This is a genomic window from Psychrobacter sp. (assembly GCF_030457785.1).
In the GTDB taxonomy this organism is placed as follows: Bacteria; Pseudomonadota; Gammaproteobacteria; order Pseudomonadales; family Moraxellaceae; genus Psychrobacter.
On the sequence record NZ_JAKDUI010000042.1, the window covers coordinates 1 to 14,439 of the forward strand.

Annotated in this window: 10 protein-coding genes; 9 read left to right on the top strand and 1 reads right to left on the bottom strand. The window is 45.7% G+C overall.

Annotated features, from left to right (window positions below; genetic code table 11):
- Window positions 1–281: 281 nt before the first annotated feature.
- The gene (locus tag L0J61_RS03650; RefSeq protein ID WP_301464959.1) at window positions 282–1,010 is read right to left on the bottom strand and encodes a tRNA-(ms[2]io[6]A)-hydroxylase; all 729 of its coding nucleotides are present in this window, start codon (window positions 1,008–1,010) and stop codon (window positions 282–284) included.
- Window positions 1,011–1,499: 489 nt separating this feature from the next.
- Here L0J61_RS03650 and L0J61_RS03655 point away from each other — a divergent pair, with 489 nt between their 5' ends.
- The 9 genes from L0J61_RS03655 to ispD all read left to right on the top strand — a co-directional run bounded on the left by L0J61_RS03655 (window position 1,500) and on the right by ispD (window position 14,297).
- Window positions 1,500–3,698 (top strand): malate synthase G, encoded by a 2,199-nt coding sequence (locus L0J61_RS03655; protein WP_301464960.1) that lies wholly within the window; start codon window positions 1,500–1,502, stop codon window positions 3,696–3,698.
- Between the two features lie 651 nt (window positions 3,699–4,349).
- On the top strand, window positions 4,350–5,327 hold the full coding sequence (locus L0J61_RS03660; RefSeq protein ID WP_301464961.1) for a porin: 978 nt from the start codon (window positions 4,350–4,352) through the stop codon (window positions 5,325–5,327).
- A 250-nt stretch (window positions 5,328–5,577) separates the two neighbouring features.
- Window positions 5,578–7,212: a CTP synthase gene (locus L0J61_RS03665; RefSeq protein WP_301464962.1), complete on the top strand. Its 1,635-nt coding sequence runs from the start codon at window positions 5,578–5,580 to the stop codon at window positions 7,210–7,212.
- 300 nt (window positions 7,213–7,512) lie between these two features.
- The gene (gene kdsA, locus L0J61_RS03670; RefSeq protein WP_301464963.1) at window positions 7,513–8,388 is read left to right on the top strand and encodes a 3-deoxy-8-phosphooctulonate synthase; all 876 of its coding nucleotides are present in this window, start codon (window positions 7,513–7,515) and stop codon (window positions 8,386–8,388) included.
- A gap of 160 nt (window positions 8,389–8,548) precedes the next feature.
- Window positions 8,549–8,773, top strand: coding sequence for a heavy-metal-associated domain-containing protein (locus L0J61_RS03675; protein ID WP_301464964.1), 225 nt, complete (start codon window positions 8,549–8,551; stop codon window positions 8,771–8,773).
- 183 nt (window positions 8,774–8,956) lie between these two features.
- Window positions 8,957–11,311, top strand: a complete 2,355-nt coding sequence (locus tag L0J61_RS03680; protein ID WP_301464965.1) for a cation-translocating P-type ATPase — start codon at window positions 8,957–8,959, stop codon at window positions 11,309–11,311.
- A 338-nt stretch (window positions 11,312–11,649) separates the two neighbouring features.
- Window positions 11,650–12,966, top strand: coding sequence for a phosphopyruvate hydratase (gene eno / locus L0J61_RS03685; RefSeq protein ID WP_301464966.1), 1,317 nt, complete (start codon window positions 11,650–11,652; stop codon window positions 12,964–12,966).
- A 145-nt stretch (window positions 12,967–13,111) separates the two neighbouring features.
- Window positions 13,112–13,420 (top strand): septum formation initiator family protein, encoded by a 309-nt coding sequence (locus tag L0J61_RS03690; protein ID WP_301464967.1) that lies wholly within the window; start codon window positions 13,112–13,114, stop codon window positions 13,418–13,420.
- Between the two features lie 133 nt (window positions 13,421–13,553).
- Window positions 13,554–14,297 (top strand): 2-C-methyl-D-erythritol 4-phosphate cytidylyltransferase, encoded by a 744-nt coding sequence (ispD, locus tag L0J61_RS03695; RefSeq protein ID WP_301464968.1) that lies wholly within the window; start codon window positions 13,554–13,556, stop codon window positions 14,295–14,297.
- Window positions 14,298–14,439: the final 142 nt, after the last annotated feature.

Below are 14,439 nucleotides of genomic sequence, written 5' to 3' on the forward strand. Positions count from 1 at the left end.
ACATTGTAAATAGTATCAATGAGTTACAATGTGGCTTATCCCGAACTGGGGTTATAATAGTAAATAGCTATAATGGTAAGTAGCTATTAGGGTGGGCAAGATTTTACTTGCAACAAAGAAGGGAGCCGTTAACGAGACCAACTGTCTTGATTAACGGCTCCCTTTTTGCTTGGCTCCTTTCTCGACTGGCTCTATTTTTCTTTCAATCCAAAGTAGTTGCCACTGTCGGTCAGCGTTCGAAGGATGCTCGGTCAACGCTCAATCAATATCTCGTACAGCCACTAAGCAGGCGTACCACTGTGAAAGCGCAATTCGGTATCTGGGCGAGATATCAACTCTGACTCTACTTCCTTAAAGAAAGCCACTCGCTCATCGATATTATCTTCAGATAGCGACTGAGCCAAAGCCAAATAATCCTCAAAATGACGGCTCTCTGACTTTAGCAAATAGCGATAATATTTTGCTAGACGTTCATCGTCGATGGCTTCAGAAAGTGCCGCAAATCGCTCGCAAGAGCGCGCTTCGATAAACGCGCCAATGATGAGCACATCTACCATCGCGGCGGGCTCATATGTACGCTTGTGTTTTAACATGCCTTTGGCATAGCGTCCTGCCCCCAAGTACTGCCACTCTTGCTCTCGCTCGTGCATGATGCTAAGCACTTGCTCATAGTGCAGCATCTCTTCACGAATCAATTGTGCTAACTTGCGCTGTAAGTCATAAGAAAACTCATAGCGGAATATCAAGTTCATCGCAGTACCAGCGGCTTTCTTTTCACAGTTGGCATGGTCTTGAATGAGTAGTGGCAAATTATCAATAGCAGCCGCTACCCAGGATGGCGACGTTCGTGTCCCTAAGAAATCGTAAACAGCCGATAGATCTACCTTGGTAGAGGGACGCAGCTTTGCGATATCGACGCTGTCTTCTGCTGGCTGACTTTCTGTTATGTGTGTTTCTTTCATACTGTCTTTACTCGTCGTTTTTTGATACATCGTTTTTTGGTTCACCATCTCTTTATTCATCTTCATTTATTGTTTTTTTGCTATAGTATTTGTGAGGTTTTTCAGCAGCCATTTTATTGGCTATAGCCGATGCCATATAGGGTATCATTATTATACAACCTCGGTATTTAGTTGGTGTATGGTATTTCCTTGTTTATTTCCTTGTTTGATAGTAGGATAATATTTTGCTTTTAAGGCACTTTGTCATTCTACGCATCAGCAACTATCAATTTATATGACCTAAAACAAACCATATTAATGGTCAGTAGGCTTTATATCAATTGACTATCTAGCACAATAAAATCTATGGATGGGCTAATACACAGTCGGAAAACCTGACATTATAGAACTGATATCGTAAAACTGATATTGCACGATATAACGCTTGCCATGTCTCTCGGTACGCTTGAGGCACGTGCGCTAACAGGAAGTACTTAAAAATCGTTATTGTAACACCCCAACACAAACACTAATTCATGAACAGATAAGGATAACAGCATGAGCCAGCCTTCTAACGCCAATCGGATTCAAAAAGGTATTCTTGCCATTGATCAGCAACTATACAATTTTATTGAAAATGAAGTACTACCAAAAGTTGGTGTGGATTCAGACAGTTATTGGTCAGGGTTTGAAAAAGTCATCAAAGAGTTCACTCCACGCAACAAAGCACTACTAGAAACGCGTGACAAAATTCAAGAGCAGATCGATCAGTGGCATCTGGACAATCCTACCAAAAACGGTGAAATCGATTACCCAGCTTATAAAGCGTTTTTGCAAGAGATTGGCTATCTGTTACCAGAAGGCGATGACTTCACAGTAAGCACTGAAAACGTCGATGATGAGATCGCCCACATTGCAGGTCCGCAGCTGGTTGTACCGGTACGCAATGCTCGCTATGCACTGAACGCGACCAACGCCCGTTGGGGTAGCTTGTATGATGCGCTATATGGTACCGATGTCATCAGTGATGAAAACGGTCAAGAAGCGACAGGCGGATATAACCCGACTCGTGGCGCTGCCGTCGTTGCCTACGCCAAAGAATTTTTGGATGAGCACTTTGCGCTAGCGTCTGGTTCATACAGCGATGCGACAGGATTTAAAGTAGCTGATGGTAAGCTTGAGGTAATCCAAGGTGATAGCAGCACAGCGCTAAAAGACGCAGAGAAATTCGTCGGTTTCGTCGGTGAAGCAGCCAGCCCAACAGGTATCTTGTTAAAGAACAACAACCTGCATGCAGAAATTCAGATAGATGGCAGCCACCCAGTAGGCAAAGACGATCCAGCACATATCAAAGACGTACTGCTTGAGTCAGCGATTACTGCGATTCAAGATTGCGAAGATTCAATCGCTGCAGTCGATGCAGAAGAAAAAGTAGAAGTGTACCGTAACTGGTTAGGTTTGATGAATGGCGACTTGCAAGAGACCTTCGAAAAAGGCGGCAAGACGCGTACTCGTAAGCAAAACCCAGACCGCGAATACACCACGCCAGACGGTGGTACCTTAATCTTACCAGGTCGCTCGCTATTGCTCATCCGTAATGTCGGTCACTTGATGCAAAACCCTGCCATTTTGGTCGACTTGGGTAACGGTCCAGAGCAGATCTTTGAAGGCTTGATGGATGGCTTAATTACGCCTTTGTTGTCGCTGAATGACATCAAAGGCAAGAGTGCACTATCTAACTCACGCCAAGGCTCTATGTATATCGTGAAGCCAAAAATGCACGGTCCGCAAGAAGTCGAAATGGCCAACGACCTATTCAACTCAGTAGAAGATTTACTCGGTCTCGCGCGCAACACGCTGAAAATCGGCATCATGGACGAAGAGCGTCGCATGACTGTCAACCTAAAAGAAGCCATTCGCCAAGCGAAAGAGCGTGTTATCTTTATTAACACAGGTTTCTTGGATCGCACTGGTGATGAGATGCACACCAGTATGAATGCCGGTCCATTCGTACCGAAAGGCGAGATGAAAGCACAAGCATGGCAGCCTGCCTACGAGCAGTGGAACGTCGATATCGGTCTAGAGACTGGTCTACAAGGCATTGCCCAGATTGGTAAAGGCATGTGGGCGAAGCCTGACGAGATGAAAGAGATGATGGACACCAAAGCAGCGCATCCGAAGTCAGGTGCTAGTACCGCTTGGGTACCTTCTCCAACGGGCGCTACTTTGCACAGCATGCACTACCATCAAGTCAATGTCGCTGAAGTACAAGACAGTCTGAAATCCCGTGAGCGTGCGAGCTTAGATAGTATCTTGACCATTCCACTGGCCACCGATACGAACTGGACAGAGGAAGAAAAGCAGCAAGAGCTGGAAAACAACGCACAGGGCATCTTGGGTTATGTCGTACGTTGGGTAAACCATGGCGTTGGCTGTTCAAAAGTACCGGACATCAACGATGTCGGTCTGATGGAAGACCGCGCCACGCTGCGCATCTCTAGTCAGCATATCGCCAACTGGTTGCATCATGGCGTGGTCAGCGAGCAGCAAGTGCTAGACACCATGAAGCGTATGGCAAAAGTCGTCGATGAGCAAAACGCAGACGACAGCAGCTATCAGCCAATGGCAGCCGACTTTGACAACTCTTATGCGTTCAAAGCAGCTTGTGATTTGGTGTTTAAAGGCCGTGAGCAGCCTAGTGGTTACACTGAGCCACTATTGCATCAAGCGCGTCTAGACCTCAAAGCAAACGTCTAGATCAGCACACAACGCTATCGTTTCGATAGCTGTAGGACGTATTGATAGTCTGTACTAACAGATTGTATCAATGGCGCTACTTATCTATAGATAGGTAGCGCTTTTTTTTGTCGATTTTTCCGCTTGAGCTTTATTCATCCAGTGATGTGTTTGATAAATATAGTCGGTGAAAAATAATATCGCTACAACACGCCCTAACCCGGTCGATCAGTAGCTAGCGTTGTCAAATATTGTCAAACACTGTCATCAAGGTCAAATAAGCGTTTAGGGAAAAAAACAAAACGACTTTGTAAACGCCTGAATAGCATAGTGGGTATAAGCTTCGCTAAATACTGCATTTATATAGCAAAAAAAACATGTTGCAAATTATGTCAAAGTTGTTATGCTTGTATCCGAAGTATGAGTTTGGTAACGGATGTTACGCAACAGAGCGAAAAACACCAGCGGTTACATAGCGATTACGACTTTTCTATTGGTTATGTCGATCATGGCTTTTTCATCTTACTGTAATAAAACTTCGCCACACTTGTTTCTGACTAATCTCGGTAGCCAGTTACACATTATTTCTTTGAGGATTTGTGACGATACCATTATGAGCACCAGCTAATAATAGCTCGCTTATTACTAAAAATTGTAAAGTGGAGATACCCAATGAAAAAACTACTTTTAGCTACAGCAGTTGCTGCCCTATCTGTTTCTGCAGCCAACGCCGCGCCAACAGTTTATGGTAAAGCATTTTTAACGCTTGACGTTATTGAAGCTGACGTCGATAACAATGGCGTTGAAACTGATTTAGACGAGCGTACTAAGCTAAACTCTGCTTCATCGCGCGTTGGTTTCAAAGGTTCTGAAGCTTTGACTGCTGCCACTGACGTTGTATATCAACTTGAGTATGGTGTCGATGTTGATGATGATGCAAGTGGTGATCAGTTCTATGCTCGTGATACTTACCTTGGTCTAGCCAATGACCAGTATGGTACGATGCTTGCTGGTCGTTTGACTGCTGTCGATGACTACGTAAACTTTGCAAACGTAACTGCTGGTGGCGTACTAGGTGGCGATGCAGTATTGACTGGTGCTGATGCCCCTCGTATCGACAATGCTTTGGCTTACTTCTCGCCAAACAACAACGGCATGCAGTTGATGGCTATGTACGGTCTAGATGAAGCAGAGGCTGGTAACGAAGAGAACGTAGCTGGTGTTGCGGCTACATATAGCACAGGTCCTATGAATGCTGGTATCAGCTATATTCAGAAGTCTGGAGATACTACAGATGACTATAAGAGTTCAGCTCGTGTAAGTGGTAACTACGCGGTTAGCCCAGTATTGACTCTTGGCGCTCTATATCAAAACACTGATTGGAATACTGATGACAACGAAAACCTAGTGACTATCAGTGGTGAGATGGCGACAGCAACTCCTTGGACTGCCTATGCACAGGGTGATGTTTCAATGAATGTTGATGGTGTTGAAGATGCAGATGCTTTCCGTACAGTAGTTGGCGGTAAGTATGCGTTCAACGCAGCAACCACTGGTCATCTATACGGTGCTTACCTGCACACAGAAGAAGCTGATGACGTAGAGTATGATGGTGTAGGCATTGGCGCTGGTCTAGAATACAACTTCTAAACCAACTCGTAGAGCCTGACTCTATACTTAAAAAGCTCACCCTTCGGGGTGGGTTTTTTTGTATGAATTTATCCGAGGCACTAGGGCATGTCCTCAATTGGCAAGCATGGCGCAGACAGTAGAGACTGACAGTAAAAGCTCAGTCAAATGACGTGAGTTTTCATTAGATTCTGACAGTTTGCATTTTTGCCCTATATTTTATGGCGTATTTTTAGTAAAATTCTTCTTTACCAATGACCGACAGAGTACTATGACCAAGTTTATATTTGTGACCGGTGGGGTAGTGTCCTCACTAGGGAAAGGTATCACTGCAGCCTCACTTGCAGCGATCCTAGAAGCCCGTGGCGTGACCGTCACCATGACCAAGATGGATCCGTATATCAACGTCGATCCAGGTACGATGAGCCCATTCCAGCACGGTGAAGTATTCGTCACCGAAGATGGTGCAGAGACAGATTTAGATTTGGGCTATTACGAGCGCTTTTTGCGCCACTCGAAGATGAGTAAGAGCAACAACTTCACCAGTGGTCGTATCTATCAGAATGTACTGAATAAAGAGCGCCGCGGTGAGTATCTGGGCGGTACGGTACAGGTTATCCCGCATATTACTGATGAGATTAAGAGCAAGATTTTGGCGAGTGGTGAAGGCTACGATATCGCCATCATCGAGATCGGTGGTACGGTCGGTGATATCGAGTCACTGCCATTTATGGAAGCGGTACGTCAGATGCAGGTAGAGCTCGGTCGCAACCGTGCCATGCTGATGCATTTGACATTGGTGCCGTATATCGCCAGTGCAGGCGAAACCAAAACCAAACCGACGCAGCACTCTGTGAAAGAGTTGCGCTCTATCGGTCTGCAGCCTGATATATTGATTTGCCGTTCTGAGCATCACATCTCACCAGACAGCCGCCGAAAGATTGCGCTATTTACCAACGTAGAAGAGCGCGCAGTCATCATGTGCGAAGATGCCCAAAGTATTTATCAAATCCCGCGTACGCTGCACGAGCAAGATCTAGATGACTTGATTTGTGAGCGTTTCGGTATCGATGTGCCCGAAGCCGACTTGAGCGATTGGGACAACGTCGTAGAAGCACAGCTAAACCCCGAAACCACAGTGACCGTCGCTATGGTCGGTAAATACGTCGAGCTGCCTGATGCTTATAAGTCTATCAACGAAGCCTTGCTTCATGCGGGTATCATGCACAAATCAGACGTCAAGATTGATTATATCGATGCTGAATGTCTAGAAGGCGATGACAGCCTATTGGCGCGGCTCAGTGATGCAAATGCTATCTTGGTGCCGGGCGGTTTTGGTGAGCGTGGCACGACTGGCAAGATGAAGGCCATCACTTATGCTCGTGAAAACAACGTACCGTATCTGGGCATTTGCCTCGGTATGCAGTTGGCAGTGATCGAGTATGCACGTAATGTACTGAATATCCACGCCAACTCTTCGGAGTTTGACCGCAAGACAGCAGAGCCTATCATTGGTCTTATCACTGAGTGGTTGGATGAGCGTGGTGAGCTACAAATTCGTAGCGATGATTCAGATCTTGGGGGTACGATGCGCCTAGGGTCACAAAAAGCAGAGCTGGTCTCTGGTAGCAAGCTGAGCCAAATCTACGGTGCAAACAGTATCATCGAGCGTCACCGCCATCGCTATGAGATGAACAACCGATATATCGAGCCACTGGAGCAAGCAGGCATGAAAATATCAGGCTATTCTGCCAAGCAGCACTTGGTAGAGTCGGTGGAGATCGCTGATCATCCATGGTTTGTCGCGGTTCAGTTCCATCCTGAATTTACCAGCTCACCTCGTGGTGGCCATCCATTGTTCAATAGCTTTGTCAAAGCAGCAAAGAACCACAGTGGCGCCAAGTAATCGCGTGTGATGAGAATAAATATCACATAATTTTTGATAGTCATGAGCATATCATCGCTTGTGAGCCAAAAAGACTGATCTTCGGATTGGTCTTTTTTGCGTTTAATATTGTGATATTAATTAGCTATTTGACGCCGTTTGGTAACATTTAGCCATTTTTTAACCCATTTAGATAACTATCGATTGAATTGAAGACAGGCCCTAGCAAATCTTAATTACGCTAGGACACTTTCTTTAATTGGGCTATCGGTTACAATGTGGAAGAGAGATAATGATAACAAAAACGGAGATAAAGGCTTCATGGAAAATCTATCAACAGCACAATCACAAATTCAGCTGACGACTCCCAATCAAAACACCATCACAATTGGTAATGACCAACCATTTGTCCTATTCGGTGGTATGAATGTCTTGGAGTCGAAAGAGTTGGCATTCGAAATCGCTGAGCAATATATCGAGATATGCCAGCGCTTGGGCATTGATTATGTGTTTAAGGCCAGTTTTGATAAGGCCAACCGTTCTAGCTTGCACTCGTACCGAGGTCCCGGACTCGAGCAGGGTATCGACTGGTTGGGGCAAATTAAAGAGAAGTTTCAAGTGCCGATCATCACCGATGTCCACGAGCCGCATCAAGCCGCACCAGTTGCTGAAGTAGCTGATATTATTCAGCTGCCTGCGTTTTTATCACGTCAAACTGATTTGGTGCATGCGATGGCGAAGACCGACGCGATCATCAATATCAAAAAAGCCCAGTTTTTGGCACCACACGAAATGCGTCATATCGTCAATAAGTGCCTAGAAGGCGGTAATGACAAGTTGATACTCTGTGAGCGCGGTAGTGCTTTTGGGTATAACAATCTGGTCGTCGATATGTTGGGATTTGATACGATGAAGCAGATGGATATCCCTGTATTTTTTGATGTGACCCATAGCTTACAGCAGCCAGGTGCACGTAGCGATAGTGCGGGTGGACGTCGTGAGCAAATCACCACGCTCGCACGTGCTGGTATGGCGACAGGATTGGCAGGACTGTTTTTAGAAGCACATCCGAGTCCAGAAACCGCCAAATGTGATGGTCCTTGCGCACTTCGTATGAGTCAACTAGAGCCATTCTTACGTCAGCTTAAGCAAATTGATGATTTGGTCAAAGGTTTTGAAGCGTTAGATACTCAGTAATAGAATGGCGAAAGCGTTTGGAGTGAGTTTTTCTCGCTGCTTTACTGTTTCCAAGCAAACTAAGAAAACACGTCGCAGTCGTATAGTATCGGTCTTTTAGTAAATCCACGATACCAATAGTGAGTGCGAATAATATTAAGCAAAAAATAAGGAGCCAAATATGGCGGATCAAACACGTATTATTCAAATAGATGGCATGACCTGTGGTGGCTGTGTGGCAAGTGTTTATGCTGCTACTAGTGAGATTGATGGCCTAGATACCATGACAGTGGATCTCGCGGACAATCAAGCAACAGTTACTTTTGATGATAGTATGACAAGCGCAGAAGCCATCGCTTCAGCGATTGATGACGCTGGATTTGACGCTACCGTCGCTAGCTCGTAAGTCATATTGCTTATTTGAAAAACCAGCTGTCATGCTGGTTTTTTTGCTAATTGCTAATTGTTATCTACTTTTTGTTGACTGTCGTATCTTCCTCGATTGTCTTCGTGAGTTTGCCCACCCACTGATATTTGATGGTTTGTCTACACGCATAAAAAGAACAGACGCCATAATGAGTTTTTGTATATGAAAAAGTCTACCGCCACCGATCAACACGATACATATGATGTAGAGACTGATATCCAATCAAAGGTGACATCATCACCATCACGTGCACACCTTCAGCTTGCCATTGATGGTATGACGTGTCAGGCTTGTGCCACGCGAGTTGAGAAGGTATTGAATAAAAAGCCAGCAATCCACAAGGTCAGTGTGAGCTTTGCGGGTGAGACCGCCAACGTGGATTATGATCCTGAGCAAACGACACCTGAGCAAGTGACCGAATGGGTGAGTAAAACGGGCTTTGTGGCGCATTTGCAGGCAGGTGATAGTTTGTTTGCACAGACGGACGAAGATACAGCGACCGAATACCCGTGGCGACTCATTGGGCTTTGGATCTGTTTGCTGCCGTTTTTGGTGGGTATGGCAGGGATGCTGACAGGCTTTGGTATGGCGTGGATGCCACCAGTGTGGGTGCAGTTTGTCATTGCGACGCTTGTACAATTTGGGCTGGCATTGCCATTTTACAAAAGTGCTTGGGCCTCTATCAAAGGCGGTCTGGCCAATATGGATGTATTGGTGGTCATTGGTACGCTCACCATTTGGGCGTATTCGACCTATCTATGGCTGACATATGGTGATGGCACGCTGAGTAGTTTGTTGCAAGGCGGACATGCTGCAGGTCATGACAATAGTCCTGCGGTGTATTTTGAAGCAGGTGTGATGATCATCGCTTTTGTCCGTATGGGCAAGTATTTAGAAGAGCGCACCAAAAAGCACAGCTTAAATAGTATTGACCTATTGTTGTCGTTGACGCCAAACGACGTCGAGCAGCAGCAGCCGAATGGTGATTTTCATCAGGTCGCTCTGCAAGATGTAGAGATCGGGGATATTTTGCGTGCCAAGCAAGGCAGTCGTGTCGCTACGGATGGAACGGTCATCGATGGCGATGGCTGGTGTGTGGAAAGTCACTTAACAGGTGAGTCTGTACCACTCAAAAAAGCCATGGGCGACACGTTGCTAGCAGGTGCACTGGTCGAAAACGGCAGCTTACTCTACCGAGTCAATGCCAAAGGCAGTGAGACCAAACTTGGTGATATGGTTCAAGCGCTCAGCGACGCACAAGGTTCAAAGGCTGATCTGGCACGTCTGGCTGATAAAGTGACGGCAGTATTTGTCCCAGTGGTCGTAGCGATTGCCCTAGTTACATTTGCTCTGACATGGTGGCTAACAGGGGCAACGGACACCGCTTTGATGCATGCAGTCTCGGTACTCGTTATTGCTTGTCCTTGTGCGCTTGGTTTGGCGACGCCGGCTGCGATTATGGCAGGTATGGGGGTTGCTGCTCGTCATGGCGTCTGGTTCAAAGACGCTCAAAGCCTAGAAGCAGCAGGCGATATCGACACAGTCGTGCTCGATAAAACAGGTACGCTTACCGTTGGCAGACCTACCATCGTCGATCACATCATGGTTGATAAATCACTAGCTGTCGATGATGTGTTGCAGATAGCGGCGAGCGTGGAGGTACATGCCAGTCATCCACTGGCGACGGCGCTTATCAATACTGCTAAAGCACGTAATCTGTCATTGATGCATGTCAATGATATCAAAGTCGTCAAAGGCGCTGGTATTCAAGCAAACATCGATGGTCTAGGTTTGGTGAAAGTAGGGACAGTCGAGTTTTCTAATCTGACGCTACCGAAGATAATGCCAAAGGCATGGCGGATTGCTAGTACCGTTGCGATCAGTGTGAATGATGTGCCATTAGGGGCTTTTGCCTTGGCTGATGTTCTAAAAGCTGATACACCGCAAGCGATTGCCGCGCTACAAGATGCTGGTGTTAATATTGTCTTGATGAGTGGGGACAAACAGTCAGTCGTCGATCATGTGGCGGATCAGCTGGGTATCAAGCAGGCATATGGCAAGATGAGCCCACGTGATAAAGCGAGCCAAATAGCCAAACTGCAAACAGCCGGTCATAAAGTTGCGATGGCAGGAGATGGTGTCAATGATGCACCAGCGATGGCGACTGCTGATGCCAGTTTTGCGATGTTTGAAGGAACTGATGTTGCTCAGCATAGTGCTTCAGCACGTTTGATGGGTGAGTCGCTTATGCATATCGATGCTGCACAAAAAGTTGCGGAAGCAACGCTACGTAACATCAAGCAAAACCTGTTTTTTGCTTTTATTTATAACTGTCTTGGTATCCCGCTCGCTGCTTTTGGTTTTTTAAATCCTATGATTGCCGCTGCTGCCATGGCGCTCAGTTCTATTTCAGTACTGATGAATGCACTACGATTGACTGGATTCAAGACGGAGGTGGTATTGGATAATGCCGTTTCTGCTACTCATGATGAAACCAGTCATTTGCCAAATCGATAAAATCCGATAGTTTCATACGATGTTATGACGTCAAACTTGAGTTGTTAGCATCGAATTGTAATCTGTTTAGGTAGCAATCTGAGTGTGAGATTATGGTGGTAGACTGAGGGAAGAGAAGGGAGTTTTGCTAAAAAATATGCTATGATGCTAGACACTATAGCCAACTATTTCTGTGTCAAAACACACAAGTCGTGACGGCTTTAAAACAGCCAGTCAGATACATAATAATTGTTGTTTTAGGCACAGCTGCTATATGTTATTTTGTTTTAAATTATTTGTATTCTAGTCGCCGTTATTATCTCTTAAACTTGGCATGACCAAAGGAATTTACAGACACTATGTACGCTGAAGAAACCACCAACGTCACCGCAATTAAAGACATTCGCGCTCGTGAGATTTTAGACTCACGCGGTAACCCAACGATTGAAGCTGATGTCATCTTAGCGGATGGCACTTTAGGTCGTGCTGCTGCCCCAAGTGGCGCTTCTACTGGATCACGTGAGGCGCTTGAGCTACGTGATGGTGACAAAGATCGCTACATGGGCAAAGGTGTAAAGAAAGCTGTGGCGAACGTCAATAGCCAGATCCGTAGTGCACTGATGGACAAAGACGTCACAGAGCAGCAAGCTATCGATGATGCAATGCTTGCATTAGATGGCACAGAAAACAAAGACAACCTAGGCGCAAACGCGATGCTAGCAGTGTCACTTGCAACGGCTAAAGCTGCTGCGAAATCACAAAGCTTACCATTACATCAGTACATCGCTAACCTACGCAATCAAACTTCATTGACCATGCCTGTACCGATGATGAATATCCTAAACGGTGGCGAGCATGCAGATAATACCGTTGATATCCAAGAGTTTATGATTGAGCCAGTGGGTTTCACGAGCTTCTCTGAAGCGCTACGTGCGGGCACTGAGATTTTCCATAGCTTGAAGTCAGTGTTAAAGTCACAAGGCTTAAATACGGCAGTGGGCGATGAAGGTGGTTTTGCCCCGAACTTGCGTAGCAACGAAGAGGCTATCACGGTCATCATGCAAGCGATTGAAAAAGTGGGTTACAAAGCCGGTGAAGATATTCATTTGGCTTTAGATTGTGCTGCCAGTGAGTTCTACAAAAATGGTCAATATGTCTTAGCAGGTGAGGGCGATAAAGCTTTTGATAGCCAAGGTTTCTCAGACTATTTGGTTGGGTTAGCGCGTCAGTATCCTATCATCTCTATCGAAGATGGTCTTGATGAGTCAGATTGGGACGGTTGGAAGTACTTGACAGAACAGCTGGGCGATAAAGTTCAGTTGGTCGGTGATGATTTGTTTGTGACCAATCCAACTATCTTGCAAGAAGGTATTGATAAAAAAATTGCCAATGCTATTTTGATCAAATTCAACCAAATCGGCACTTTGTCAGAAACTCTAGATGCGATTTATCTTGCGAAGAATAACGGTTATGCGACTGTTATCTCTCATCGTTCAGGCGAAACAGAAGACAGTACGATTGCAGATTTGGCAGTTGGTACTGCTGCTGGTCAAATCAAGACTGGTTCGTTATGCCGATCGGATCGCGTTGCTAAATACAACCAGCTGCTACGTATTGAGCAACAAGTTCGTGCAAGCTATCGTGGTCGTGAAGAGTTCATTGGTCTACGAGGCTAAGAAGTCCAAATTATAAAGGTTGAGCTATTTGTCGATGTTGGGCGATATTTCGTTATTCATACGTTGAGTTGCTACTTCAATGAGTCGCCCAGCATACATAGCTGATCTTTATTTTATTATTTAAACCGTTTGGCGTTATCACTTTATGAAATACTTTAGCCAATTTATACTACTCGCTTTAGCTGCTGCGGTGCTCCTAGGTCTGCAGTACCAGTACTGGTTGGGTGAAAACGGTCGGGTTGAGCATAGTAAATTGACAGCGCAGATTGAAATGCAGCAACGCTCGAATGATAATCAAGTCTCTGCCAATAATCTATTACGTACTGACGTTCACGACCTGAAAAACGGTCTAGAGGCAGTAGAAGAACATGCTCGTTTGGATTTGGGGTTGATTAAACCAAATGAAACTTTTGTACAGGTTTCAACAGCTCCGACGACGCATAGTAGTAATTAGTTTTTTACAGTCTTTTTATCCTCCATTGTCTTTATTAGAGACATTCTTTCCGCTCAAAAATCTTCATCTTCCTTAGCTTTCACTTCTCCCTAGCCATCCTGTCATGTGTCCCAATCATGAGTACTATCTCTTTATGAATACCACACCTCATATATACGCGATGATCGTTGCTGCTGGTCGCGGTAGCCGCTTCGGTGCGTCAATAGCCAAACAATATACCTTGTTGCAAGGACAGACGCTATTACAGCGTAGCACAGCAAGACTTGCGTCCAGTCGTTATATTGATAAATGCTTGTTAGTCATAGCAGCGGAGGATAGCACGGCAGCAACGCTCGATTTTGATCTGCCCATTTATTTTGCCACTGGTGGCGCTGAGCGTTGGCAGTCGGTAAGAGCAGGCGTGGATGCTGTTAGTGATGCAGGTGCTGATGATTCAGATCTGGTGCTGATCCATGATGCAGCGCGTCCTGCCGTCCCAAGCTCTGATATCGACAAGGTAGTTGAGGCGGCGATGCTAGAGCCTTACGGGGCGATTTTAGCGACGCCTGTGGCTGATACGTTGAAAGAGTCTGTGGTGCGCTCGTCGCTTGACGACGAAGCAGGGAGCAACCAGGATCCGACGTTCTATACTAATCGTACTATTGATCGTAGCGGGTTGTGGCAAGCGCAAACGCCGCAGGTGTTTCGATTGGGGCAGTTGAAAAAAGTATTGTGTCATGTAGAAAAACACCAACTTATGATTACCGATGAAGCCAGTGCTTTTGAATATTTAAACCTGCCGATTCGTCTCGTGAGCGGCAGCCGCCAAAACGTCAAACTGACCTACCCTGAAGATGCTACGTTATTATCTGCTATTATCAGCATCCAATCTCCATGAAGTATGGCAAGGTTTCCATTGTCTCTGTCAGGTTAGTAGGCCAGACTTTCAGTATGAATACTGCCGCTTTATTGCTTTAATACTTATGATTCTCAAGACTTCGTATGCTCTTCCACGCTCCAACTACAGAGTTATATGAGAG